The organism is Streptomyces sp. NPDC051109 (assembly GCF_044455885.1).
Taxonomy (GTDB): Bacteria; Actinomycetota; Actinomycetes; order Streptomycetales; family Streptomycetaceae; genus Streptomyces.
This window is the reverse complement of sequence record NZ_JBITFF010000002.1, coordinates 559,956-585,986: the sequence shown is the minus strand read 5'-3', so window position 1 is coordinate 585,986 and position 26,031 is coordinate 559,956. Positions and strand designations below refer to the sequence as shown.

The following is a 26,031-nucleotide window of genomic DNA, read 5'->3' as shown; positions in this document are numbered from 1 at the left end:
TCGAACAGCCGGCTTCGGCCACCGTCCCTGCGCGCCGTCCGCGCCGTCCGCGCCGTCAGCGCCTGCGGGCCCGCGCGCGGCGCAGCAGGATGCCGGCGGCGGCGCCGGCCAGGGCGATCACGGCCACCCCCGCAGTGGTCCACCACACGGTACGGTCCTTGCCCTCGTCGGCCGGAGCCGGCGCCGGGGAAGCCGACGCGGAGGACGCCGGTGCGGCGGACGGGTCGGCGGGGGCGGACGGGGCGGAGGAGCCGGCCGAGGCGGAAGGTGCGGCCGCGCTCGGGGTCGCCGCGGACGGCGCCGGATCGACCACCGGGACGGCGATCTCCTTCTCGCCGTGCCCGAGGGACGGGAACCCCACGTCGACGCTCACCTTCCAGGTGCCGGGCGGCAGCACCTCGGCCGTGCTCCAGCCGGTGCGCGTCCCGGCGTCGCGGACCAGGCGCCAGGGGCCCATCGTGCGGGAGCCGTCGGGGCTGGTCGAGTTCACCGTGGCGGCGACCGCCTCCTCGATGGCGTCGCCGTCGTTCTCCCAAGTGATCTCGGTGGTGACATGGCCTTCCCGCTGCCCGGTGACCACGACCTTGACGGTGTCGCCGTGCGCGTGGGCCGCGGTGGGTACGGCCAGGGCCAGGGCCTGGGCGAGGAACAGGAACAGGAAGCCGAGTCCGCTGCGGACCGGGAAGGCGGGGCGTGTACGCATCGTTGGGTGCTCCTGGTGCGGTGGGATGCGAGGTACTGCGCTGCGGGAGTGAGCCGCGGTGCGGGAGATGAGGGGGCCGGTGGGCGGCCGCGCGGGGCGGCCGCCCACCGGCGGGAGGCAGGATCGGATCCGGAGGGTCAGCCGACCTTCTGGACCGTCCACACCTGGGACGCGCGGCCGTCCGCACGCTGGAGGTCGAGCAGCCAGGAGCCGTAGTACGGGCGGCTGCTCACGGTCAGGGCGTATCCGCCGCTCGCATCGGTGACGGTCACACCGCCGCCGCGGGACGACAGCTTCCACTGCTGCGCGGAGTTGCCGCCGCAGGGCTGCTGCGCGATCCACATGCCGGCGGCCGGGGCGCCACCCGCCTGCAGGCACTTGCCGGAGACGGCGGACTTGATGCGGACGAGTCCGCCGCCCGCGTCGTCGAAGAGCCACTGCTGCTGGGCGTAGCCGTTGGAGCGGCCGCCGACGAGCACCGTGCCGTCGGCGCTGCGGCCGCCCCACAGCTCGGCGGCCATGCCGGTGCTGCCGTTGCCGAGGGTGTAGCGGGCACCGGGCGTGGTGGTGCCGCCGCCCGCACCCGTCGTACGGAAGGTGGTGGTCGGGCCGGCTCCGGTGTCACGGCCGGAGGTGTCGCGGACCGAGATCGCGACCTTGTACTCCGTACCGGGCTGGAGGTTGTAGATGCGCAGGGCCTGGGACTGGACCCAGGTCAGGTGCTTGCCGTTCAGCAGTACCTGGTACCACGCGGCGCCGTCGACCTTGGGCCAGCTCACCACGACCGAGTTGGACTGGATCTGGGCCGCCGTCGCCTTCGGGCCGCCCGTGGGCTTCTTGGTCGGCGTCGGGGTCGGCTTGTTCGTGGGGCTCGGCGTGGGCTTGGGGTTCGGGTCGGGGTTCGGGTCGGGGTTCGCGCCGTTGGCCCGCATCAGGAACTGGTTGTTCGCGATGTTCCAGTGCGTGGCGAGGTAGCTGCCCGCCTTGGGGTTGGTGTGGAAGTAGTCGTCGTGGTTGCAGTCCAGGATGTTCTCGGCCGCCTGGTTGGTGCACACGTTGCGCATCTGCGGGTAGTACGGGGTGTCCGAGTAGCACATGACGTCCCACTCGTCCGTGCAGTGGGCGCCGCGGCTGGTGTTGGGGGCGCTGTTGTTCACCGCGCCGAGGTTGTGGCCGAGTTCGTGCGCCGCGGTGTGGCCGCCCCAGCAGCCGGAGTCCGTACGGCCGTACGAGGGACCGAAGTTGCTCTGGTTGTCCTGGCCGGGTCGCTCGTCGCCCGCGAAGGTGCCGATGCCGCAGTAGACCTGGGTGTCCGCGAAGATCATGTACTTGCGGTCGCGGCGGTCGAGGCCCTTGCCGGCGAGCGCGTTGTTGGTCGCGCTGAACTCGGAGAGCGCGGAGGCCGGGAGCTCGATGTTGAGCACCGTCGGCGTGCAGTCCGCGGCCGTGACGAAGCGGATGTGGCGGATGCCGCCGGTCTCCTGGGCGCTCGTCGAGTAGATGAGGTCGGCGTCGGCCGCCCACTTGCGGAACGAGGCGAGGTACTCGGAGTAGCGGTCGCGGTCGGAGCCGTGGACATACACGACCTGGACGCGGTTGCCGCTGCTGCCGTCGCCGTCGCACTGGACGGTCTGGCCGGCCGGACCGGCCGCGACGGCCTGGCCGCTGCCGCCGGCCGCGGCGGGCGAGGGCGCCGAGGCGGGGGCGGACTTGGCGGACTGGGCGTCGGCGGCGGGCGCGTCCTGAGGACGCCCGCTGCCTTCGGCTGCCGCGGCCGCTTCGCCGGCCTCGGGCTTCGCCGGGTCGGCGGCCGGGGCCTTCGTCTTCACGACGGGGGCCACATCGGCCTTGATGTCCACGTCCTTGGGCGGGGCGTCGGGGCCGTGCGTGCAGAGCCCGGCCTCCGTGCGGTAGACGCCGACGCAACGGTCGCCCTTCGGTGCGGCCTTGAGGCCGTCGAAGACCATGCCCTTGGCGGTCTCGTTGGCGGGCTCGCCCACGATGGGCGCCGGCTCCGCGTCACGGGCCGGTGCGGCGGCCGGTGTGAGGGAGTCCGCGGCCGCGTCGGCCAGTGCGGGCGTCCCCGCCTGGGCGTCGTCGCCGAGCCCCGAATAGGCGATGCCGCCCGCTATCAGCGCCGCCGTGGCCATGGCGGCGCTGAAGAGTATCAACCGGCGCGGTTTGCGCCGGTGTTCGCGCTGCTTCCTGCGATGTCTAGTCATGCGCACCTCAAATCCTTGGTCGGAGGAGTGGGTGCGCGGAAGCCTGCCAGACCGGCGCGGTGGAGAATTCGGACAAACGGGAATGGGACCCGAGATATCAGGCTGTTACCTGCTGATCAGATTTGATGAACCATCAATTCGCTTAAGCGGTAGGCCAGTTACGCGCGTAGGCCCTTAATGGTCCAGGCCATTTCGAGGATCTCGTTATCAAATCGAGATATGGGCTGAACCCTTATTGACGGTAATTCAGTCAGGGATTCACCTAATTACTACCTGCCGAATTCCTCCCGTCACGAGCGGTGAGGAATCCTCCCCTCCGCCCGAGCAGGATGCCCGTCAGGGTCAGCAGGAGTCCGCAGATCTGTCGGAGGTTGAGCGTTTCCCCGGCGATCGCCGTGCCCAACAGCACGCCCGTGACCGGGTTCAGCAGTCCGAGCAGGCCGACCGTCGCGGCCGGAAGCCGGCGCAGCCCCGCGAACCACGCGGCGAAGGCCACCGCCGTCGCGACGACCGTGACGTAGGCGAAACCGAGCAGCTCGGAAGCGTCGAGAGCCGGCGGCGATCCCTCCACCGCGACGGCGAACGGCAGGAGCAGGAGCCCGCCGCCCAGCAGCTGCCACGCCGTCGACGCGAGGACGTCCACCTCCGCGCTCCACCGCTTGGCCAGGACGTAGCCGAACGAGGACACCGCCATCGCGGCCACGGAGGCCAGTACGCCGACGGCGTCCATCGGGGCGGCCCCGGTGAGCAGCATCAGCGACACCCCGGCCACGCCGAGGCCGGCGCCGGTCAGTTGGCGCGACCCCGGCCGCTCGGAGATCAGCGCCCAGGCGAAGAGCATCATCGCCAGCGGCGCGATCGCCATGACGGTCGAGGCCGCGCTGGTCGGCAGCCGCTGCGCGGCGACGTAGACCAGGGCGAAGAACGCGCTCATGTTGAGGAAGCCGAGCAGCGGGGACTTCCACCACCAGGACGCGCGGGGCGTCTTCCGGCAGACGGCCAGGAGCAGCAGGCCCGCGGGCAGGGCCCGGAGGGCCGCGCCGTACAGCGGCTGGCCGGCGGGCAGGAACTCCCGGGTGACGTAGTAGTTCGTACCCCATGCGATCGGTGCGACCGCCGTGACCAGCGACCCTCGGATTATAGCTTCCATGGAAGCTATAATACCTTCCGTGGAAGCTATACTGGTCGGGTGAAGGACGAACCGTACGTACCGCAGGCGGGGCCGCAGGCAGGGGTGCCCGCCGACCACGTCGCACGCATCCAGGCCGAGTGGGCCCGCGAGCGCCCGGACGTCGACGTGGCCCCCCAGGGAGTGATCGGGCGGCTGCACCGGCTCGGGCTGCTCCTGACGGACCGGCTCTGCCTCGTCTACCGCCGCTACGGCCTGAGCGAGGGGGAGTTCGACGTACTGGCCGCCCTGCGCCGCGCGGGGGCGCCGTACGAGCGCGCCCCCGGCGAACTGGCGGTGCACACCATGGTCACGACGGGCGCGATGACCAAGCGCATCGACCGCCTCGAACGGGACGGCCTCGTCGCGCGCCGCCGTTCGGCCGCCGACGGCCGCGGGCGCGTGGTCGCGCTCACCCCGGCGGGGCGCGAGCTGATCGACCGGGCGTTCACCGAGCACATGGAGAACGAGCGGAGCCTGCTCGAAGGTCTGACCGCGCAGCAGGCCGCCGAACTGGAGGTGCTCCTCACCGCGTGGCTGGCGAGGGTCGAGCCCCCGCCCGCGCCTTGAAACACGAGGGGCCTACCGGCGGCCGCCGAGCTTGACCCACTGCGCCGTGCTCGGCACCCCCCTCGCGTCGAGGAGGAACAGCATGTAGTAGCCGGGCGGGGCGTCCGCCGCGCTCGGCGGTGTCCGCAGCCCGATCGCGGTACCGTGAACGCCGGTGATCGGGAGCTCCAGGTGGCGCTGACTGGTGTTCACCGCGTGCGTGACGGTCGTCGGAGCCAGGAGCACGGCGCGGGTGACCTGGGCGGCCGTGGAGCTGCGGACCTCGAACCCGGCTCCGTAGCCCAACTCGGCCCCGGGAACCCGGTCCAGGGCCGGTCGGCTGCCGCCCTGGTGCAGGTACGCGGGCTCGTACAGCTCGATGCTGCCGTCCATCTCGTCCCGGATGTCGGGATCGTTGGCGATCTGCTGGAGCTCGTCGCCGGTCACCATGATCCGGCCGTCCGGCAGCACCAGGGCGTTCGAGTGGTAGCCGCGGGGCAGTCGCTGCGCCGGACCGAGCTTCCAGTGGCCCCGGGCGTCCCGCAGTTCGATCTGCCGGTACGAGAGGTCGGCCTGCGGGTTGAACGGCCCGTGCCCGTAATCCCGGGTGTCCAGGGCGCCGTTGACCGTGAGCAGCGTGCCGTCCGGCAGGATCGCCGTGTCGTCCTGCGTGCGGCCGAAGGCCCGCGGCTCCTCGGTGGTCCACCGGCCTCCGGACAGCCGGTAGGTGTTGGGGTCGTGCGGATCGCCGCCGAGCACCAGCACGGAGTCCGGGCCGCGGTACCCGGCCGGCAGCGGCACGGCCGATCCGTAGCCCCGGAAGTCGGCGGGCCGCCGCGGCAGATCGGTGCGGGTCTCCTTGACCGGGTCGAAGAGCCACTGCTGATCGGCGTCGCGGCCGAGTCCGTAGATCATGCCGTCGCGCAGTGAGAAGAGGTGCGGATAGTCGTTGCGGAACGGGGCGTCCGCCCGGAGCCGCTCCGCCGCCAGGCCGACCGGGATGTCGTACGTCCGCCAGGGCACGGGATGGCGCAGCGCGGGGAAGCGCTCCACGACCGGGGTGGGCGTGCCCGTACCCCGCTCGGACTGGCCGGACATGATGATCTGGCGCCCGTCCGCCCCCGTCACGACCGAGGGGTACCAGCGGCCGACGGACATGTCCCGGTTGCGGAACCAGGTCTCGGTCCACGGGTCGAACACGAAGGACAGCTTGGCGCCGCTGCCGCCCTTGCCGCCGGTGTTGCCGCCGAAGACCCCGACCATGCCGTTGGGCAGGAACGCGTGCCCCGCGCAGAAGAACGGGGCCGGGCGAGGTGTGTACGTACCGTCGGGCATCAGGACCGTCGGGGGCTCCACCTTCTTGAACGCCCGTGCCCCCGTGCCCTTGGCCGGGTCCCACAGGAAGGCGCGGCCGGCGTTCGTCGGGCCGATCCGGTCGGTGGGGCCGGTCTCCTTGGTGGGGTTGGTCTCCACGCGCTCGAAGGAGAAGAGCAGTACCTTCCCGGTGGGCAGCAGCGCGGTGTGGACGCCGAAGTCGGGGGAGGGGAAGAACTCCGTGAAGCGCCCGAACTGCGCTGCGGGGAAAAGGGCGTTGGTCAGCCGCTGCGAGGCCTTGAGGGCCGCGAGGCTCTCGGTGCGCTTCGCCTGGGGGTATTCCTTGGGGCCCTTGACCGCGCTCCGCCGCTGCGCGTGCGCCCGGGCGTGTTCCTCGCCGATGACGGCCGCCTCGGCGGGGTCGGCTTCGGCGGGGCCGGCCTCGACGCGGTCGGACTCGACGTGGCCGGCCCGGGCGCCGGCGTCGCCGGTCCGATGGTGCCCAGGCGGGGATTCGTGCCCGGGGACCGCCGCGGCGAAGGCGGGCGGGGCGGGCGCGGTGAGGGGTGCGAGGGCGGCGGCCACGGCCACGCATGCGGACAGTACGGCGGACCGCCGTACGAGCGGACCGGTCAGGCCGGGCAGGCCGGGCATGGGCTCTCCTCCGTCGGCGGGATGCCCATCATATGAAAAATGCCGCTTTTCGTATGGAATGACGCGGGTGGGGTGGGTGAAGGTGCGCCGTGTGGGCCATTCGGCCGTCGGGCCGGCCGTGCTGAATCGTTTCTCCGGTGAACCGTCCCGTCCGACCGGGTGAGACGGCGTATCCGGCGGCGCTCCATGGCCGCCCGCGGCGGCTATCCATGGCGACGTGATCAAGCCATCTCGCACCACCCGCAAGGCTCGCGCCGCACTGACCGCCGCCGCCGTGACCGGATGCCTCGTCACGCTCTCCCCGTCGGCCGGGGCCACCGCCGCAGCCGCCGCCGCGCCCCCGGGCCCGGTGGCCGTCGACGTCGCCTCGGTCAACGGCTCGGGCTGCCGCCCCGGCAGCGCCACCGTCGCCGTGTCTCCCGACAACTCGGCCTTCACCGTCACCTACAGCGAGTACCTGGCCGCGGCCGGCGGGGGCGTCGCCACCACCGAAGGCCGCAAGAACTGCCTCCTCTCCCTCCTCGTGCACGTCCCGCAGGGCTACACGTACGCGGTGTCCCACGTCGACTACCGGGGCTACGGAAGGCTGGAGCCGGGAGCGACCGGCACCCAGAAGGCCAGCTACTACTTCCAGGGCATGAGTCAGACCGCCAACCGGACCCATCAGTTCCATGGGGCGCTCGACGACAACTGGCAGGTGACCGACACCACCGGCATCGAGGCCCTCGTCTTCGCCCCCTGCGGCGAACAGCGCAACTTCAACATCAACACCGAGCTGCGCGCGGAGGTCGGGACCTCCGACACGAGCAAGACGAGCTACATGACCGTGGACTCCACGGACGGCAGCATCAGCTCCGTCTACCACTTCTCGTGGAAGCAGTGCCCGGTCCGCCGCTGATCCGGCCTGATCCACAAGACGCCCGCCGGCGGCGGAGGCGGATCAACGCCTGCGCCGCCGGCGGGCGTCGTGCTGTTCACGAGGCCTTCGCCTCCCCGGCCCGGTAGCGGCCCGGCGTCGTCCCGAACTCCCTGCCGAAGGCGTGCGAGAAGGCGTACGGCGTGCCGTACCCGACCCGGCGCGCGATCGAGGCCAGCGGGTCCGGGGTGTCCCGGAGCAGGGTTGCGGCGTACGTCAGCCGCCACCACGTCAGATACGCCATCGGCGGGCGGCCGACCAGCGCGGTGAACCGGCGTGCCAGCGTGGCCCGGGAGACGCCCGCCTCGGCCGCGAGCCGCTCGTTGGTCCACGGCGCGGCCGGATCCGAGTGCAGCGCCCGCAGGGCGGCCGCCGCGACGGGATCGCCCAGCACGGCCGACCAGGCCCCGCCCGAGCCCTCGGCCATCCACGAGCGGACCATGTAGACGAGCAGGAGATCGAGCAGGCTGGGCACCGCCAAGCAGGCCCCCGGCCGCTGCTGGCCCAGCTCACCTCCCAACAGGGCTATCGCCCACCGCAGTTCGGGGTGTGATCCGATCCGGTTCGGCAGGTGGACCACCTTCGGCAGCTCCAGCATCAGCGGATGGACGCGGCTGCGGTCGAGCCGGTACTTGCCGCACAGCATCTCCACCCCGCCGGGGGCGGGCGCCCCGGGAGCCTCGGTCGCGTCCGGCACCGCTGCCCCGCGCGGTAGCTCGAACGGCACGGCCCGCGCCGCAGCCGCCGCGTCGACGGGGGAGTCGGCGATCACGTGTCCCGTACCGTGCGGCAGCAGCACCGCGTCTCCGGCGGCGAGGGAAATCGGCGGGCCGCCCCCGTCGGGCAGCAGCCAGCAGCTGCCCTCCAGCACCACGTGGAAGCCGGCGCCGTCGTAGGGGGCGAACCGCGCGCACCAACTCCCGCTCACGCTGACCCGGTCGGAGGAAGGCCGGCCGATCCGGACGGCCGCGATGGCGTCGCTCACCACATCCATGAAGCCAGGGTACTCGCAGGTGTCGAGGGTGAGACGACTGCGTATTCACATGAGCCGGGCAGGCATTGAGAGGCTCAACTGCCCTTCGTAGGCTCGGCGTCATGAGCAGCGAATACGAGCAGGGCAGGCAGGACGTCAACAGCAGGCAGAACAGGGGGAACGGCCAGCACGGCCAGCACGGCCAGCACGCTCAGAGCAGGCAGAGCATCGTGCTGGGCGATGTCGAGGTCACCCGGGTCATCGAGTGGCAGGGACCGTTCGGGCCCCCGCGCAGCCTCGTACCGGATGTCGGTGCCGAGGTGTGGAAGGAGAACGAGGAGTGGCTGTCACCGGACCACTGGGAGGTCGACGGCGACCGGGCGGTCCTCGCACTCCAGACCTGGGTCCTGCGCAGCGCCGGCAAGACCGTCCTGGTCGACACGGGCGTGGGCAACGGGCGCGAGCGGCCGGGCTCGGCGCTCTTCCACCACCGTGAGGGCGATTTCCTCGGGGAGCTGGAGCGGGCGGCCGGAGTCCGGCCGGAGGACGTGGACGTCGTCGTCAACACCCACGTCCACGGCGACCACGTCGGCTGGAACACCGTCGCGCAGGACGACGGCTGGGTGCCCGCCTTCCCCAACGCCCAGTACCTCGTCCCGGCAGCGGACGACCACCACTTCGGGCCGGCCAACGCCTACGGCGGCGGCGCCCGGGAGGACGACCGGCTGATCTACGAGGACAGCATCGCTCCCGTCCACCGCACCGGACAGGTCGTGCTGTGGGACGGCGCCCACCGCATCGACGAGCACCTCACCCTGGAGTCCGCACCCGGGCACACCCCCGGATCCTCCGTGCTGCGGCTGGCCTCCGGCACCGACCGGGCCGTCTTCGTGGGCGATCTGCTGCACAGCCCGGTGCAGATCCTGGAACCCGCCTGCAACAGCTGCTTCTGCCTGGACCCGGCGCAGGCCGCCGCCAGCCGCCGCCGCATCCTCGAACGCGCCGCCGACTGTTCCGAGTTGCTCGTACCCGCCCACTTCGGCGGCGCGGGGGCGGTCGAAGTACGACGCCGGGGACAGGACTTCACCGTCGGGGCGTGGGCCTCTCACCGCGACGTCGGATAGCGGTCCGCGGAGGAGGGCGGTACGGGGGCGGGCGGCGTCGGCCGGGGCCGGACCGCCGCCACCCGCCGGATCCGCAGGGCCAGTTGGATCTCCAGGGCCCCGGCCGGGGTGTTCCAGTCCTCGCCCAGCACCTGCCGGACCCGGTCGAGGCGCTGCACCACGGTGTTGACGTGCACGTGGAGGGCGTCCTTGGTGCGGGCCAGGCTGGAGCCGTGCGCGAAGTACGCCTCCAGGGTGCGGACCAGTTCCGTCCCGCGCTGCGCGTCGTACGCGATGACCGGCCCCAGCACCCGCTCGACGTACGCGCCCACGTCCGCCCCGTCACCGAGCAGCACCCCGAGGAACCCCAGGTCGGGCAGGCCGGCCCCGCCGCCGGTGTGGCCGAGGGCGTGCAGGGCCTCCAGGCAGCGCAGCGCCTCGGCGTACACGGACGGCAGGCCCTCCGGGCCGGCGGCGGGCCCGGCGGAGCCCGCGGTGACCGGGGTGCCCAGGGCCTGGCCCAGCTCGGCGGCGAGCGACCGGGCGAGCGGGCCCGGGGTGTCGGTCGGGGCGAGGAGGACGACGCGGCCCTCGTGCAGTCCGGCCAGGCCGTCGCGGGCGCGTGCGTGCCGGGCGGCCTCGGCCGCCAGCCGCGACCGCAGCGCGGCCTCGCAGTGCAGCACCACGAGGGCGTGCGGGCGGGCGAGGTCGACCCCGAGCTTGCGGGCCCGGATCGTCTGGCTGCCGGTGTCGCGGACCCGGCCGGGAGCCGCCGGAGCCAGCAGGTCGCCGAGCAGTTCGCCGCGGACCCGGTCCTCGGCGTGGGCGATGGACCGCCGCAGCAGGAGCAGCAGGGCCGTCACCAGGCCGGTCCGCTCGAACAACCGTCGTTCGGTGTCGGGCAGGTCGTCGCCGCGCCCGCCGAGGGTGATGCTGCCCAGGAGCTCCGGCCCGGCCAGCACCGCGCAGACCCACATGCCGTCCACCGCGACGGCCCGCCCGCCGGAGCGCGACGCGGCGAGCGCGCGGGCCGGGGGGCCCGGCGGGCGCGTGGACGCACCTGCCGGGTCCGTGCCGACGCGTGCGAGCTCGGCGCCGTCGGCGTCGTGCACGACCAGGCTGCCTCCCAGCAGGGCGGCGACCTCCCGGGCGACGTCGGCCACGTCGCCGCCGCGCAGCACGAGCCGGGTGAGGCGGTCGTGGGTCTCGGCGGCGAGCCGCACCGCCTCGCTCTGGGCGCGGGCGGTCTCGGTGGCGACCCCGAGTTCCACCAGGGCGGTACGGGTCTCTTCGAGCAGCCGGGCGCTGTCGATGGCCACGGCGGCGTGGTCGGCGAGGGAGGAGAGCAGCGCGACCGCGTCGGGCGCGAAGTCGCGGACCGCGCGGTCGGCGGCGTACAGCACCCCGATCACGCGGGTCCCGACGCGCAGCGGGACGCCGAGGATGCCGCGCAGACCCTCCTCGCGGACCCCGTTGTCGATGGCGTCCGTGTGCCGGAAGCGGTCGTCGGTGCGGTAGTCGGCGCTGGCGTACGGGCGGGCGGTCTGGGCGACCAGACCGCCGAGCCCTTCGCCCATGCCGAGCCGCAGCTGCTGGAAGGCGGCCGACACCGAGCCGTCGGTGACACGCATGAACGTGTCGCCGGCCAGCGGGTCGTTGAGGGTCAGGTACGCGACGTCGGTGCCCAGCAGCATGCGGGCCCGGTGGACGATGGCCCGCAGTACCGCGTCGAGGTCGCGCAGGGCGGCGAGGTCGCCCGCCGTGTCGAACAGGGCCGTGAGCTCGGCCTCGCGCCGCCGGTGCTGGTCGAGCGTACGCCGGATGTCCAGCGCCACCCGGGTGGCCTCGTCCACGAGGGCCTGCTCGGCGGGGCCCGCCCCGGCGGTGCGGGCGTTCGCGGCGGGCCGGGTGAACTGCTCGACCGGCGCGCCGCGGCGCAGCAGTTCGAGCAGTTCGAGCACGGCGGATTCCCTCGCGGAGGTCATGACGGCATTCTCCCGTGGCCGCAGGGCCCGGATCAGGCGGGGTCGGCGGCGGCCGGCAGGGGAGCCGCCCGCTCGCCGGAGGCGGGCCCGGTGCCGGCGCGGGCCAGATCACGCCCGCGGGTCTCGCGGGCGAGGGCGACCGTCAGGGTGGTCACCACGGCGGCCGCGCAGAGATAGAGGGAGACGGGTACGGAGGAGCCGTAGTCCTTGAGGAGTTCCACGGCGATGAGCGGAGCGAGCGCCCCGGCGGCGATCGAGGCGAGCTGCGAGCCCATCGAGGCGCCGGAGTAGCGGACGTCGGTGTCGAACATCTCGGAGATGAAGGCCGCTTGGGGCCCGTACATCGCGCCGTGCAGGAGCAGTCCTGCGGTGACGGCGACGGTGATGACGGTGAAGGACTCCGAGTCCACCAGTGCGAAGAACGCGAACGCCCACACGGCCATGCCGGCCGACCCGATCAGCGTCACCGGGCGCCGTCCGATCCGGTCCGAGAGCGCGCCCCAGGCCGGGATGGTGACGAAGTGGACGGCCGAGCCGATGAGGACGGCGTTCAGCGCGGTGCTCTTGGGCAGCCCCAAGTGCACGGTGACGTAGACGAGCAGAAAGGAGGTCAGGACGTAGTAGGAGATGTTCTCACCGAACCGCGTGCCGATGGCGGTCAGCACCTGGCGCAGGCTGCGGCGGAACACCTGGACCACGGGTGCCTCGTCCTTGCGCCCCTGCCGGGCGGCCTGCGCGGCGAGGAACACCGGGGACTCGGAGACGGACAGGCGGATCCACAGTCCGACGATCACCAGGACACCGGAGAGCAGGAAGGGCACGCGCCAGCCCCAGGCGAGGAACGCCGCGTCGGACTGCACGCCGGCCAGCAGGGCGAGCACCCCGGTGGCCAGCAGATTCCCGCCAGGCGCCCCGGACTGCGGCCAGGAGGCCCAGAACCCCCGGTGCTCGGCCCCGCCGTGCTCGGAGACGATCAGCACCGCCCCGCCCCACTCCCCGCCGAGGGCGAAGCCTTGCACCAGCCGCAGGACGGTGAGCAGCACGGGAGCCCCGACGCCGATGGTCGCGTACGTGGGCAGCAGTCCCATGGCGAAGGTCGCCCCGCCCATCATGAGCAGGCTGAGCACCAGCAGCTTCTTGCGCCCGACCTTGTCCCCGAAGTGGCCGAACACCACCCCGCCGAGCGGCCGGGCCAGGAACCCGATGGCGTAGGTGATGAACGCGATGAGAGTCCCGGTCAGCGGATCACTGGTCGGAAAGAACAGCTTGTTGAACACCAGCGCGGCGGCGGTGCCGTAGAGGAAGAAGTCGTACCACTCGATGGTGGTCCCGATGAGGCTGGCGGCGACGATTCTCTTGATGTTCCCAGGACTGGCTGAGGACGGGACAGAGGCGGCCATGAGTACCACTTCCGGAAGGGGGGAGGGGACGTGTGCGTGTCGCCACACCATAGGAACGCCCAGGTCAACGGCACATGTAGCCCGTCACCACACTTCAACCCCGCCACATGTGCGCATGCCCCACCCCACCACCAAGACGCTCCCCTGAGACCACCACGACCCCAAAACCCAGCCCATCAAGAATGTCCCCATTTGGCAGGCATTGACCCCACGGTGCTGACTCCCGTGCTGGATCGGTGCTGACTACGCAGCGTTGAACCCGGACATTTGCCACTGATCGCCGACGGGCAGGACCCGGGCGCTCACGGGAGGCCCCGCCGGGGTCCAGGCGCTTCCCATGTATGACCAGCTGGGGTCAGCTCTGCCAGGACCAATGGTGACCCAATGCTGACTTTGATGACGGTTCGTCAGGCGGGCTGGGTGTCGAGATACCTGGGCCGTAGGGGGGCGGGGGCGTGACCTCACTCAGTGCAGCGTGTTGTACCGACCGGCAGGTCTCGGTGCGGCTCAGACCTCAAGCAGCGTCGCGCGCGACGGGGCGGTTCCGCAGGCCGAAGGTGCGGCACTCTGTCGTGGGCACCAGCAGGTACGGCGCTCCCGATCCTGAGAGCGAGTGCGGGACGGCCTGCCCCGCGGTGAGAGCGTCGTACGGAGTCAGTACGTCGGGGTTGTCGAAGACGTAGTAGATGGGCAGCTCGGTCCAGGCGACGAGCTGGAAGTGCGAGCGGACCGCGGCCCGCTCGATCGCGTGGCGGCGCGTGACCCGACTGCGAGGCCGAGGACGCGGTCGACAAGACGTTCGCCTCGATCATGGACGACTGGCCGAGAGTGCTCAAAATGATCCGGCTCGAGGCGTACGCCTGGACGATCCTCAAGCACCAGATTGTCGACCAGCAGCGTCGGCGCAAGCGCGCACCCCAGCCCACGGACATCGCGGCCTTCGAGGCGGCCCTGGCGATCCCCGACCGTGACCCGTACGAGGCGCTCACGGACACGATCCAGCTCTACTCCGCGGTGCGGCGGCTCAGCGAGCGACAACGGGACGCGGTCGTCCTGCACTACGTGCTGGATCTGAGCCATCGGGAGGCGGCCGGGATCATGGGCATCGAGGAGGCCTCGGTCCGCTCCCTCCTGCGCATGGCGCGCCGGCGCCTGGCCGCGCTGCTCGGGGTCCCGGCGAATGACGGTCGGTAAAGAACTCGTTTCCCGGCTGCACACTTCGGGCCCGCCGGACGCTATGGGTGAAGGGAGCCGTGCGCGGACCCGGCGGCAGCCGGGCGCGCGGGGTGGCGCTCCCACCTGACGGAAACGGAAGGACATGATCATGCGGGACGGCCGGCAGGTGCGGTCGGTGGACGACTTCCTCCTCCGGGCGGAGGTCACGGACCGGTACGCCCAGTACGACGTCTCGGCGGCCAAGGGCCGCCTGCTGCGGCGGCACAGTGCCCGCCGGGCGGTCGCCCGCCACCCCGCCGGGATCCGGTACGGTACCACGGCCCCGGCCCCCGCTGGCGGGGGTGCACCGCAGGAGGGGCAGTGGCCGGACCCCTGGGCAGGCCGCCCGGTCGACGAGGAGCGGGCACGCCTCGATCTCGATGCGATCTGCACCCTGTCCGTCGGCGAGGATGCCGGTGACCATCTCGGCCGACTGATCGAGGCAGGGCCTGTAGACGAGGAGAGCCCCTTCGTGTTCGCCTGTCTGCTCCATCTGCTCGGCCATGCGGACGGAGGGCGGTTCTGGTGGCAGCTGACGGCGGGTGCCGACGACGGGCGCGCCGCCTACTGCCTCGTTCTCGACCACGCCAGGGAGGGCGAGTACCACGATGCCGCGTGGTGGGCCGGGCACCCCGCCTTGGCCGGCTTTCGCCCCGGTGACGCGTGGGGGGACAGGGCAGCCGTCCCCGAAGCCCTACCGCTCGCCGGCGGACTGCTCGGTGAGGTCTCCGAGCACGAGCACGAAGTCCTGGGCCGCGTCCCCGTTCCGGGCCCCGGGTTGCCCACCGCCCTTCGGCTCGCCCGGCGTGATCGGCAGGACCCCCCTAGCTAGGATTTGTCTCTTTGGTGTGTTGATCGGTTGTTCGGTTGACCGGATGTGTTTGTCCAAATGGTAATCACTGGCGCAAGGTGGGGCTTGGATCGAGCCGATGATGCTGGTTGATCCGGCCCATCGCCCAACGAGGCGCGACCGACCCCCATCGAGGACGCCGCTTCAAGCCCCAACGCCTCCACGCCGACAAGGTCTGCGACTATCCCCGACTGCGGCGATGGCTTCGCGGCAAGCCCCGGTCCACGGGGCTCGGGCCGGGGAGTTCGCCCCCCTTCTTTTCTCCCTCATGTGGGCGGTTGCCCGGCAGGCAGTGGCGCCAGGCTGTGACGCATTCGATCCCGATCAACTGTTGATCGATCAGTTCACTTTTGCGGATTGGGAGTTGGGTCTTGCCTGTCGGTGGTGGGCAGTAACGTGCGCGCATGGCAGGCGCCTCTGCCGAATCACCCGACAGTGATATGAACGGAACGGCCACTCCAGAATGACTCTGAACCTCTTCAGCGCGACCAGCCAACCGGCCACCGCCCCGGGCGCGCCCGCTCTCGGGGCACAGCGCAGCAGGTGGATGCAGCAGGCGTCATCCGTACCGAACCTCCAGTGCGGGAAAGACGAGATGTTCCCGCTCACCCTCGAGCTCGTTCGCCGGATCGGCGATGGTGAGGCCACGGACCTCGATGCGCAGCCGCAGCTGTCGAGTGTGGAGTCGTCGAGGTCCTGGCGGCGCTACTCGTACGCGCTGCGTCCGATGGGGTTGATCCAGATTCGAAAAGGAGTTCTTCAACTGACTCCCGAGGGCTCCGAACTGCTCGCGGACGAGTCGCGTTCACGTCTCGCCTCGTTAATGGCCGAGCGGATCCGGCTGTTCGCCGAGGTGCTCGGGCTCCTCGTGCGCGAGCCGCTGACGGTCGAAGAGGCCAGTGCCGAGTTGGTCGAGTCGTACAACCTCGACTGGACGAGCGTCAACAACACGCGTCTCCGAATGACCTGGCTCGAAGTCCTGGGGCTGGCCGAATGGCTGGGAGAGCGGAAGCAGGGCGCGACCGCTGAAGGACGGTCGCTCTTCGCCACCTGGGACGTCGTGACGCCTTCGGCTCTGGCCATGCACGACTCGGGCGAAGCAGTCGAGATTCCCGAAACTCCGGAGGAGATCGCCGCACTCCTCGCGCACCTAGCCGCGACCGACGGCGCCCAGGAGGCCAGGAACACCTACAACATCTGGGTTCCGAGCCCGAAGGAGGACCCCAACAAGATCGAGAACCTGCGGACGTGCATCGCGGCCGCAGAGGACCAGATGGAGAAGGACGCACTGCTGGGCTTCATCGCGGACCGGTTCGGCCTGAAGCGCAGCAGCGTCGACAGCATGCTGCCGTTTATGCGGGCCGCCGGGCTACTTCTGGAGGTCCGCCGCGGGGTGTTCACGGCAACGCCGGCTGCCAAAGCGTGGCTGCGGTCGGGATCGGACATCGACTTCATCAGGATCCTTCACGCGAACATGAAGTTCGTCGGCGAGCTGATCCGTGCGGCGAAGGCCAATGTTCCGAGGAACGACGTGTACCGGGAAGGCATCACGTACGGCTTGAACAAGGACAAGGTGCGGTGGCTCACGGCCTTCATGGTCGAATCGGGCCTGCTCATCGAGACGTCTTGGTCGTCGGTCCAGGCCACGGCAACCGGGCTGCGTCTCATCGAGACACTCCCCCTCGTCGAACCGCACCTGCCGGAGGCCGCCGCGGAGCTGGAGCTGTCGCCGGGCCTGGCGCAAACAACGTCGGGCGCGCCGTGCGAACCGGACAAGCTCTCGCTCTTCGTGGAATCGCTGACGCGCAGCTCCGTCGACCCGGGCGCCGATGGCGCGGCATCCGGTGCGGCGTTCGAGGTGCACATCGAGAGCGCGTTCAGGCACATGGGCTTCCACGCCCAGCCCATCAGCGGTTCCGGTGACACTGACATCCTCGTGCAGTGGTACGACGGCAACGGGTCGTTGCGGACCGCGATCGTGGACGGAAAGTCGACGTCATCCGGTCGGGTCACGCACAGCAACGTGAGCGACGTGGCAATCGACATGCACAAGGAGAAGCGCTCCGCGGAGTACGTCGCTATCATCGGCCCCGCCTTCAGTGGCGACACGATCAAGAACATGGCCAAGCGGAAGCAGTGGGCGCTCATCACCGCCGACGAGTTGGGCCAGGTCGTCAGCTCCGCTGAGGCCCTCGGCTTACGGCCGGCGGACGTCGGGATGCTGTTCGAGGCGCCGGACGGGCTGTCCAGGCTCGCGGGGCTCATCGACACGCGGCAGCGCGAGCTCGACATCCTGTCCCTCGTCATCTCCCGACTCAAGACCGAGTCGGAGACGGAGGAGGCCGTTTCGGCACGCGATGTCTCGCTGATCGAGCGCGGGTCACCGTTGGCGCCGAACATCGACGAACTGCTGGAAACGTTCAGGCTGTTCGACCGCCTCGATCTGGACATCGTGCGCAGCATTGAGGACGTGCAGGATCCGCGCTATGCGACCTATCGGATCGGTGACGCGCGATCGGCGGCGAAGCGCCTTCGCGCCATCGCGGCTTCGATCGAGAGGGGCCTCTAGGTGTGCATCTGCCGGAGCTCGGTTACACCTGGGTCCGGTCTTCTACTTACTGAGCTTCTTCAGCGCTGCCGCTCCAGGGTGAGGATGGCCTTGGCGATTGACGTCATGCGGTTGGGTTGCATCGGGACTTGCGGAAGATTCGCCAGGACTTCAGCCTTGCGACGCCGCGTTCGACGAGGGCTCGCGCGGCGGCCAGTGCCTGGTTGAGGGTCTTTTCGGTGGGGGTGAGTTCTTGCAGGGGCTTGCGTTTGATGCCGGTGGTCAGCCACGGGCCGGCGCCTTGGTAGGCGAGATTGGCCAGGATGGGAACGCCCTGGCACTCGCAGATCCTGATGATCTGGTGGGTACGGGCGGCGGTCAGGTCGTGGGTGCGGCCTGGCAAGGCGGGCGAGAGCCACAGCAGCCGGCCGCCAGGGTCGGTGACGACCTGCACGTTCACGCCGTGGCGCCGGTGTTTGTGGGAGTAGTCGGCCCGGCCGTCGCCGACGCGGTCGCACTCGGCGAGGGTGCCGTCGAGCAGGACGAAGTCGGGATCGTGCTCACGCAGCGTCTTCAGCAGGCCCGGTGCACGTTCGGCGAGCAGGTCGACGACCGCGCGGGTGTAGGCGTGGGCGGTGGACTCGCTGATCCCGAACCCGGCGATCTTCGCCAGACTGGTGTGTTCGCGCAGGTACACCAGTGCCACCATCGCGCGCTGAGATGGACGGAGCTTGCAGCGTTGGTCGCCCTCACGGGTGACAATCAGCAGGGTGACCCACTCCACGAGCACATGCGGCAGGGCGAGTGCGGCAGGATGGATGACCAAGGAGGCACCCGAGCAACGTGATTGAGACGTCAGGCATCTCGAGCAACAGCTCGGGGACCTCGCTCGTTGCGCTTCAGGGCCCATCACCCGATCGGTGGCCAACTCGAAGAAGGTCACTGATCGTTTCAGAATGAGGTTCGGAGCTTTCGCAGGCGGATCATGCTGCAGGCGAGTTGGAGAAGGCCGAGGCGCGGGAACCGGCACGACATCACCCAGCTCCTGCCGCTGCTGGACACGATCTCACCGATCCGGGGCCTGCGCGGCAGACCCCGTCGACGGCCCCGCAGGCTGTTCGCCGACCGCGGCTACGACTACGAGAAGTATCGCCGCGACCTGCGACGTCGCGGCATCACGCCGAAGATCGCCCGTCGCGGCATCGCCCACAAGACGGCCTACGACGCCACGGAGCTCTGCACCACGATGTGCCGCAGGGCCTGGACGCGGGGGCTGGCCGCTCGCCTTCCTGCCGGTTCCGGTGAACAGGCCGACCGTAGCGGCGCCCGCACGCCTCATCAACCAGGCCGTCCAGCAGCTGATCGGCGATGCAGGCGACCTCACGGAGTCCGGTGCGCCGCCGCCAAGTGGGACATCGCCAATGCAGATTTGCCGTGTGTGGCGGCGCACCGGAGCTGCAGGGGGGCAGCGTCGACGCCACCCTCCAGCAGATCGCCGCGCTGACCGCAGCCGGCTGCCAGATCGTGGGTATCGCCGTCCCCTCCCAGGACGATACCGAGGCCCTGTCCGTCATCGCCCGCAAGTCCCAGATGCCGGTGATCGCCGACATCCACTTCCAGCCCAAGTACGGCTTCCGGGCGATCGATGCCGGCTGCGCCGCCGTCCGCGCCATCCCCGACTACATCAAACGCTTCGACGACAAAACCCGAGAGATCGGCGTCAAGGCGGGCTCCCTCGACCAACGCCTCCTCGTCAAATACGGAAAAACAGCTTCCGAAGTCATCGTCGAATCAGCACTGAGGGAAAGCCCACGGTTCGAGGAACACGGCTTCACCGACATCAAGATCAGCGTCAAGCACCACGACCCGCCGACGTCCCTTACCGCCTACGTGCCTCCCAATGCGGCTACCCTTCACTCGGCGTCACCGAGGCCGGACCCGCACTCCAAGGCAGCATCAAATCCGATGTCGCCTTCACCCCGCTCCTCAGCAAGGGCATCGGGGGACGCGATCCAGGTCTCCCTCACCGCCGATCACGTCGAATAGGTCAAGGCGGCCCAGCAAATGTTCACCTCCCTCGGACTGCGTGAACCCGGCCTCGAAACCGTCTCCTGCCCCTCATGGAGCCGAGCCCAGGTCGACGTGCTCACCCTCACCGAAAAAGTCCAGGCCGCCTTCGACGGCTTCCCGCACCCCATCCGCACGCCGTCATGGGCTGCGTTGGCAACGGTCCCGGCGAAGCCCGCGAAGCACGCTCCGGTCCATCTCGTTCCAGCTGAGCACGGGGTAGCGGCTTGCTCGCCTGCCGCGCCCGACACCGAACACCGATCAGACTGAGGTGATCTTGATCGCCGGGATAAGGTCGTCCATGGTCTTGTCGCAGCGTGTACGTCCACTGATAGCAGTCGTCGGCAGTGTCGACGAAGCGCGCGTCTTCAACCCTCCGCTGCGAGCGGTCGACCAGGCACGCGCCGCCTGCCGGGAACTCGGGCGGGAATTGGCCCGGGCCGGATGCGACCTCGCGGTCTTCTCCAGCAAGTCCACCTACATCGAGGCCGATGTGGTGCACGGCTATGCCGAAGGGACTGACTCGCAGAACCCCGGCAGGGTGGCCGCGTACCCACCGCGCCACCGGGAGGTCTCCTTCGCGCTGCCAGAAAGCAGTTCTGTCAACCTTGACATCTACCGGGACACGAGCGGCGAGTGGGAAGTCGCCTATTACCGAACCCTGCTGAATTGTGACGGGGTGCTGATGGTGGGCGGCGGGCAGTCAACCCGGGTGGCTGGCATCATCGCCATGGCGCAGGGCATTCCGGTGCTGCCGGTAGCCGCCTTCGGAGGGGGCGCCAGGGAGGTATGGATCAACCTCGACAAGGTGCGCAACCACGCGGACGACGAGGACGTCGCGCTCCTGGGCCGGGATTGGTCCCGCGACAACGCGGCTCGGCTGACTGCCAGCCTGATGCGGCAGCGGACCCGGCAAGTGGAGGCCGCCGACATTCGGGCACGGGCTGACCGGTCGTCGGCCCGCCGGACGGGCGCCGGACTGGCGGCCGCCGTCCTGTGCGCGGTCGCGGCTCTCGCTGCCCTTGTCCTTGCCGGTGGGCCGGGCCGGGCTGACGCCCGTGCCCTGACCTCTCTGACGACAGCGCCGCTGTTCGCATCGGTCGCGGGGGCGATGATCCGTAATTCTTTCGAGACCCAGGCCGCCTGGGTCAAGGCCGGAATTAGGGGCCTCGGGGCGGGCCTGGTGACCGTACTGCTCTACTTCGCCTCTCAACTCCTGGCGGTTCCAGCCCTCTTCGACCAGTTGGATGTCCGCAGGCTGCTCTTCTTCGCGATCCCGCTTGGCTTCAGTGCGGGTTTCACCTTTGATCTCGTCTACGAGCGGCTGCGTGGGGGGGCGGCCCCCGCGCCACCACAGATGCCGGAGCTCACGGCTCCGGGTGCCGCCGGTGCGCCATCTGCTCCGGTCATGCCACAGGCGCCGTGACCCGGCGGGTTCGGGCCGTGCTGCCGGTACGGTGTACCCAGGAGAGCACCACGGATTCGATGCGGGAGGGAGGCCGTCGGGAGATGGACCCGATCCTCATCCGGCCGGAGATGCTGATCCGGATTGCCACCGACGCGGCGCACGGATCGCTCTGGGCGGCGTTGCGAGGGTTGGTTCGGCGTCCGGCCCCGGGCGAGTCCGCCGAGCCCGAGCTGGCCGCTTTCGAGGAGTCACCGGCCGATCCGCAATTGGCCCGGGCTCTGATCACGGCCCTCGTCCAGAGGGCCGCCCAGGAAGCCGCGTTCGGCGCCGCACTGGAGAGGTGGGGTGATATCGCCGAGGACGAGGGCGGCCGGGTCGGCAGGGTGACCAACACGATCTCGGGCTCGACGTTCCACGGCGCAGTGATCCAGGGCGGGGACATCCACGGGATGAACGTCTTCAACGCCCCGCTCCCCGATGGACCTATGGGCGGGAGTCAGTAGGTCTCCAGCGGCGGCTCGCTCCTGCCGAGGAGCCGGGACAGCCGGGCCGCCTCACGGAGGGTCTGCTTCGACGCGGCGTCACGGCCAACCCGGCGCTGCGCGCTCCCGAGGTTGTACAGGGCGTGGCTGCGTCCAGCGATGTCGCCCAACTCGCCAAAGGCATCCGCGCTCATGGTCAGCCATTCAAGAGCTTCTTGGCGCCTGCCCGTGAACTCCAGCGCCAGGCCGAGATTGCCGGCGGTGTGCGCCCAGGCACCGCGGTCCCCGAGCGCCTCCAGCAGTTCGGCAGCGGCCCTGAGCGCATTTACGGCCTCCTGGTACCGGTTCTGCTGCACGAGCGCGCTGCCCAAATTGTTGAACCCTTGTGCCTGGCCCCGGTGGTCACCGATCGCCTCGTACTCCAGCAGATTCGCGCGGAAAGTCTCCGCCGCGAGGTCCGGCTGCCCGCGCTCCCACTGGGCCATGCCCAGGTTGTCCCGGGCCACCAGCAAGTCTGCGGTGTCACCCAAGGCCTCCAACAGGACGATCGCTTCCGACAACCGGGAGACAGCCTCGGCGTGGCGGCCGAGCCTACGTAGGGCGTTACCCGCATTGTTGAGTGCCTGTGCCTCACTGGGGTGGTCGTGCAGGTCGTGGTAGATGGTCCGGGACCGCAGGAGGTGTTCGAGGGCTTCCTCGAACCGGCCCGCCTCGAACAACGCGAGGCCGAGATTGTTCAGTGCCTGCGCCTCGCCGCTCCGGTCGCCGCGTTCAGCGTGGATCCGGGCGGCTTGGAGCAGCGCGTCGACGGCTTCCGCCACCTGGTGCACCTCCAAGAGGGCCGCCCCCAGATTGTTGAGCGCCTGTCCCTCGCCGTACCCGTCGCTCAGCTCGGAGAAGAGAGTGACGGCCTCGGTCAGGCATGCGACCGCCTCCGTCGAACGGTGCAGCTGCCGCAGCACATTGCCGAGGTTGTTTCGCGCCTGGGCCCGGCCGTGGTGTGCTCCGGACTGTGAGTAGAGGTCCGCAGCACGCTCCAGTACGTTGACGGCATCATCCAGCCTGCCGACCACCCGTAGGGCTCCGGCGAGGTTGGTGAGCTGTCGGGCCTCGTCCCGAGGACGGCCGGCCCCCGACACCAGGGCGAGCGCCTGCTCGAAGGAGTCCAGGGCCTCGATGGCTCGACCTGCCCGCAGCAGCGCCGTGCCGAGGTTATCCAGCACCTCGGCACGCTCCATGCCGTAGCCCAATGCGGCGTACTGCTCGACGGCGGTCGCCAGCGCTTCGGTCGCCTCCTGTGTCCGTCCGGTCTCCAGCAGGGCGGCTCCGAGGTTGTTGAGCACGAGGGCGTCCGCGTAGGCGTCTCCCTTTGCACGGTGGATGTCATGGGCCCGCTCGAAAGCCGAAACGGCTTCGTCGAACCGTCGGAGATGGGTCAGTGCCGCTCCGCGGTTAGTGAGGGCCGTCGCGAGCAGGCGGTCGTCGGACCGCGTCGCCGCGACCTCGAGTACCCGGTCGTTGACGTGTAGTAGATCTGCGAAGAGCCGTTCCTCGGTGAGGAAGTCCACCAGTGCGAGAGCCAGGTTCACGGCGGTGTCCACCGGACCGCTATCGATCATCGCCAGCAGATTAGAGCGCTCCTGCGCCAGCCAACGGTCGGCGGAGCGCCGGTCCTCCTTGCGCAGCGCGGCCGTGGCCGCTCGCGTGCGTACTAGGTAGAAGGTCGCAAGCCGAGAGGTCGCGTCCTTCAGCTCCCCCGATGACGCGACGGCCACGCGTTCTTGGGCGAACAGCCTGATCAGGTCGTGCATGCGCCAGCGTTCCCCGTCAGCAGCCTCCAAGAGGTGCGCGTCGGCCAGCGCCGCCAGCAGGCCAGCGGCCTGACGTGGGGTAACGTCGAAGAGGCGGACCGCCGACGGTGTGGAGATGTCGACTCCCGGGGCTGTCGCCAGGCACTGGAGCGCCCGCGCCTCGGGCCGTGTCAGACGTTCGCAGGACAGTTCCAGCGCGCTGCGCAGCGGCCGTTCACCGCCTTCCTCGGCGTCGAGGCGCGCGAGCCGGTCCTGGGAGTGGGCCAGCTCCGCCACCGCCTCGGTGAGCGACAGGGCCGGCGCCTTGGCCAGCCGAGCAGCCAGTAGAGTCAGCGCCAGCGGGAGACGGCCGCAGAGTTCGACGAGTTGGAGCGCCTCGGCGGGCTGGTCCTGCAGCCGGTGGTCCGGTCCGCGCTGCTGGAGCGTCGCATCCAGCATCGCCACGGATGCCTCAGGGGCTAGAAGGGCCAGATCGAAGCATTCGGCCGTGCCCGCGGCGCTGCGCGACCGGGTGGTGAGGAGGACCCCGATGCCCGGCACCCCGGGAAGGAGTGGCTGGACCTGACCCCAGGAGGCCGCGTCGTCCAGGACGACTAGGACAGGTAGATCGGCCGCAACCAGGTCGGCCAGGATGATCCGGTAGAGCTCGGCTTGTTCCGCGGCAGCGGCGGGGATCTCGGCGAGCGGGGTGCCTAGGGCGCGGAGCAGCCGGTTCAGCACCCGGTCCGGCGAGGACTGCTCCTGGCCGGGGGTGTTCCCGTTCAGGGCGAGGAATACGACGCCGCCCCGGTAGGGTCCGTGGTCCCTCGCGTGCTGCGCCACCGATAGGACCAGCGTCGTTTTGCCCACGCCGGGCAGGCCGGTGACCGCGACCACGGGTGACGTCCGCTCGCCAACGACCGGGGTGAGGGCCGCCAGCACCGCCCTCGCCTCGGTGCTCCGCCCCGTGACCGGCCCGGGATTCGGCAGCGGGGCGGTTAGCGGGACCCGCTTGCGTGACCTCAACCAGAGCGGCCCGACCCCTTCGGCCGGCGAGCGGTCCAAGCCCGCCAGGTACTGGGCGATCCGGCCTTGCCGGTGGTGCTCCAGGGTCTCGGTGATCCGCGGATCGGCTGGGGCCGGTAGCCCAACTAGGGTCTCCAGTTCGTACGGGGTGAATGCAGCTGGCAGTTGCACGGTCGTCGCGCGGGCGAGCAGGCTCCGGGCATGAGAGCCCAGGTTGAAGGGGTCCGTTCCCGCCGTGGCCAGGACGAGTACCTCCGGCATGGCCGGGTCATCGAGGAACTGTCCTAGCGAATCGGCCAGTTCCTCGCCCGATTCCCCCGCCAGAAGGGTGTCGAGGTCGTCAAGCCACAGCACGGCGGGCGAGGCCAGGGGTTCCTCGCGCAGCACGGCCGCCAGGTCTGCGACCGAGAGTCCCCGGGGGGGCCGAAGCACCCACCGCGAGGGAAGGTTGCGGATCATGCCCTCCCACAGAGTGCGGGTACGGCCGCTCTTGGGTGCCCCGACGAGCAGGACGATCCGGGATGACTCCGGGTAGATGTCGGTGGTGACGGCCGCGGCCAGTTCCCGGTCCGCCTGCCGGGGAAGGTAGGGGGGAGGACTGGACGAGGCATCGTCGGTTGGCGCCGGCCGGACGCCGTACTCCGCGGCATCGGAATCCGAGAGCCTCCACACCTGCTCTCGGATCAGGTGGCCCGTCACGGCGTCGGCTAACGGAAGGCCATATTCCGCTCCAGCGTGATCGTGAGGTGCCCCGAGTGCATAGACGACACCTGCCTCGGTCCGCAGATACACGGGCACGTGCTGGACGGGTACGGATCTCGTCGCGCCCCGGCGCAAGGTGATCCGCTCGGCGGCCTCCCACTGGGTGGGGTCGTCCGATACGTCGATCATCAGATTCGGGGAGCTCGGCACCTCGATGGCGGTGGCGGGCCAGGCGGGATCTCCCACCGTGATGTGGCCGCCGTCGTGACGGACTGCCAGGACCGTCGTCTCCGGCACCGTCGGCGGGCGGTGGCCAGGGGGCTCCGGTGCAAGTCCTGCGGCGCCCCTGCCGACTCCGACACCCGGCATGCCGCCTATGTCGAGGACCTGGGCCAGCCGGAGGGCGTTGCGGCTGCTGCGCACCCGTTCGGGCAGCCGCTCTCCCGCACCGGTGAACCAGCGGCGCAGTCCCGCGTGCCGGGCATGATTCTCCACCGCGGCGCGCAGGACGGGTTCCATCAGTTCGTCCACGGTGTGTACGGCGAGGTCGGCGAGTCCGGCATCGGCGAGCACAGCCGCCCAGGTGACGCGTTCTTCGAGAGCGAGCACCGGGGATAGTCCCCGATGCGTCTGCGCGATCAGATCTCCGATCCGGCGCAGCGGGTCCTCCGGCCCGCTCACGGACAGCCTGGTGCTGAGCAGTTCGCGCAGCGGTGGCAGCAGGGTGGGCTGCAGCGCCATGTAGGCGCCGCCGTGGTGGAGCGACCACGGTCCGTACCAGACGTCGGCCTCCGCTGAGACGTCCAGGGTCGGCTCCACGCGGACCCGCACGACGCGCAGGAGTTCCGGTTCGATCCGGACCGCGGTGCTCACCGCCACAGCCAGCCGCAGGGCCTGCGACGGGAGGTCACCGGGTTCCGGTGCACGGGCGGGCGGGCCTGGCAGCCAAGGACCGC

The 26,031-nt window shown here is 70.5% G+C and carries 16 protein-coding genes and 4 pseudogenes; 11 read left to right on the top strand and 9 right to left on the bottom strand.

The genetic code is table 11. From position 1 onward, the window contains the following. Positions 1–55: 55 nt before the first annotated feature. The 3 genes from ACIBAD_RS05500 to ACIBAD_RS05490 all read right to left on the bottom strand — a co-directional run bounded on the left by ACIBAD_RS05500 (position 56) and on the right by ACIBAD_RS05490 (position 4,075). Positions 56–703, bottom strand: a complete 648-nt coding sequence (locus ACIBAD_RS05500) for a hypothetical protein (protein WP_398904685.1) — start codon at positions 701–703, stop codon at positions 56–58. A 137-nt stretch (positions 704–840) separates the two neighbouring features. Beyond that, positions 841–2,925, bottom strand: coding sequence for an RICIN domain-containing protein (locus ACIBAD_RS05495; protein WP_398904683.1), 2,085 nt, complete (start codon positions 2,923–2,925; stop codon positions 841–843). 262 nt (positions 2,926–3,187) lie between these two features. Beyond that, positions 3,188–4,075 (bottom strand): DMT family transporter, encoded by an 888-nt coding sequence (locus tag ACIBAD_RS05490; protein WP_208328942.1) that lies wholly within the window; start codon positions 4,073–4,075, stop codon positions 3,188–3,190. Between the two features lie 39 nt (positions 4,076–4,114). Here ACIBAD_RS05490 and ACIBAD_RS05485 point away from each other — a divergent pair, with 39 nt between their 5' ends. After that, the gene (locus ACIBAD_RS05485) at positions 4,115–4,663 is read left to right on the top strand and encodes a MarR family winged helix-turn-helix transcriptional regulator (protein ID WP_398904681.1); all 549 of its coding nucleotides are present in this window, start codon (positions 4,115–4,117) and stop codon (positions 4,661–4,663) included. 12 nt (positions 4,664–4,675) lie between these two features. On the opposite strand, the gene ACIBAD_RS05480 is transcribed toward ACIBAD_RS05485, so the two are convergent. After that, the gene (locus tag ACIBAD_RS05480) at positions 4,676–6,610 is read right to left on the bottom strand and encodes a galactose oxidase-like domain-containing protein (RefSeq protein WP_398904679.1); all 1,935 of its coding nucleotides are present in this window, start codon (positions 6,608–6,610) and stop codon (positions 4,676–4,678) included. Positions 6,611–6,827: 217 nt separating this feature from the next. On the opposite strand from ACIBAD_RS05480, the gene ACIBAD_RS05475 reads away from it, so the two are divergent. Then, positions 6,828–7,508, top strand: coding sequence for a DUF4360 domain-containing protein (locus tag ACIBAD_RS05475; RefSeq protein WP_398904677.1), 681 nt, complete (start codon positions 6,828–6,830; stop codon positions 7,506–7,508). Between the two features lie 76 nt (positions 7,509–7,584). On the opposite strand, the gene ACIBAD_RS05470 is transcribed toward ACIBAD_RS05475, so the two are convergent. After that, on the bottom strand, positions 7,585–8,520 hold the full coding sequence (locus tag ACIBAD_RS05470; RefSeq protein WP_398904675.1) for an AraC family transcriptional regulator: 936 nt from the start codon (positions 8,518–8,520) through the stop codon (positions 7,585–7,587). A gap of 101 nt (positions 8,521–8,621) precedes the next feature. On the opposite strand from ACIBAD_RS05470, the gene ACIBAD_RS05465 reads away from it, so the two are divergent. Next, positions 8,622–9,623, top strand: coding sequence for an MBL fold metallo-hydrolase (locus ACIBAD_RS05465; protein ID WP_398904673.1), 1,002 nt, complete (start codon positions 8,622–8,624; stop codon positions 9,621–9,623). On the opposite strand, the gene ACIBAD_RS05460 is transcribed toward ACIBAD_RS05465, so the two are convergent. Then, positions 9,605–11,587 carry a helix-turn-helix domain-containing protein gene (locus ACIBAD_RS05460; protein WP_398904671.1) on the bottom strand — a complete coding sequence of 661 codons (1,983 nt, stop codon included), beginning with the start codon at positions 11,585–11,587 and terminating at the stop codon, positions 9,605–9,607. The two genes, ACIBAD_RS05465 and ACIBAD_RS05460, sit on opposite strands and share 19 nt — an antisense overlap. A gap of 32 nt (positions 11,588–11,619) precedes the next feature. Continuing rightward, on the bottom strand, positions 11,620–12,987 hold the full coding sequence (locus tag ACIBAD_RS05455) for an MFS transporter (RefSeq protein ID WP_398904669.1): 1,368 nt from the start codon (positions 12,985–12,987) through the stop codon (positions 11,620–11,622). A gap of 810 nt (positions 12,988–13,797) precedes the next feature. Between ACIBAD_RS05455 and ACIBAD_RS05450 the strand changes: the two genes are divergently transcribed. The 4 genes and pseudogenes from ACIBAD_RS05450 to ACIBAD_RS05435 all read left to right on the top strand — a co-directional run bounded on the left by ACIBAD_RS05450 (position 13,798) and on the right by ACIBAD_RS05435 (position 17,621). Then, entirely contained in the window at positions 13,798–14,181 is a 384-nt protein-coding gene (locus ACIBAD_RS05450; RefSeq protein WP_398904667.1) for an RNA polymerase sigma factor, read from the top strand. A 130-nt stretch (positions 14,182–14,311) separates the two neighbouring features. Beyond that, positions 14,312–15,034 carry a hypothetical protein gene (locus ACIBAD_RS05445; RefSeq protein WP_398904665.1) on the top strand — a complete coding sequence of 241 codons (723 nt, stop codon included), beginning with the start codon at positions 14,312–14,314 and terminating at the stop codon, positions 15,032–15,034. A gap of 140 nt (positions 15,035–15,174) precedes the next feature. Then, positions 15,175–15,267, top strand: a pseudogene (locus tag ACIBAD_RS05440) (IS5/IS1182 family transposase); the annotation flags it as partial. Between the two features lie 248 nt (positions 15,268–15,515). Next, entirely contained in the window at positions 15,516–17,621 is a 2,106-nt protein-coding gene (locus ACIBAD_RS05435) for a restriction endonuclease (RefSeq protein WP_398904663.1), read from the top strand. A 59-nt stretch (positions 17,622–17,680) separates the two neighbouring features. On the opposite strand, the pseudogene ACIBAD_RS05430 reads toward ACIBAD_RS05435, so the two are convergent. Continuing rightward, positions 17,681–18,426 (bottom strand): annotated as a pseudogene (locus ACIBAD_RS05430) (transposase family protein). 192 nt (positions 18,427–18,618) lie between these two features. Here ACIBAD_RS05430 and ACIBAD_RS05425 point away from each other — a divergent pair. The 4 genes and pseudogenes from ACIBAD_RS05425 to ACIBAD_RS05410 all read left to right on the top strand — a co-directional run. After that, positions 18,619–18,810: pseudogene (locus ACIBAD_RS05425) on the top strand (transposase); the annotation flags it as partial. Positions 18,811–18,968: 158 nt separating this feature from the next. Further along, positions 18,969–19,861: pseudogene (locus ACIBAD_RS05420) on the top strand (flavodoxin-dependent (E)-4-hydroxy-3-methylbut-2-enyl-diphosphate synthase); the annotation flags it as partial. 77 nt (positions 19,862–19,938) lie between these two features. Next, positions 19,939–21,093, top strand: coding sequence for a hypothetical protein (locus ACIBAD_RS05415; RefSeq protein WP_398904661.1), 1,155 nt, complete (start codon positions 19,939–19,941; stop codon positions 21,091–21,093). Between the two features lie 83 nt (positions 21,094–21,176). Beyond that, complete coding sequence (locus tag ACIBAD_RS05410; RefSeq protein WP_398904659.1) at positions 21,177–21,578, top strand: hypothetical protein; 402 nt, start codon at positions 21,177–21,179, stop codon at positions 21,576–21,578. Here the strand turns inward: ACIBAD_RS05410 and ACIBAD_RS05405 are convergent. Continuing rightward, complete coding sequence (locus tag ACIBAD_RS05405) at positions 21,572–25,948, bottom strand: tetratricopeptide repeat protein (RefSeq protein WP_398904657.1); 4,377 nt, start codon at positions 25,946–25,948, stop codon at positions 21,572–21,574. The two genes, ACIBAD_RS05410 and ACIBAD_RS05405, sit on opposite strands and share 7 nt — an antisense overlap. Positions 25,949–26,031: the final 83 nt, after the last annotated feature.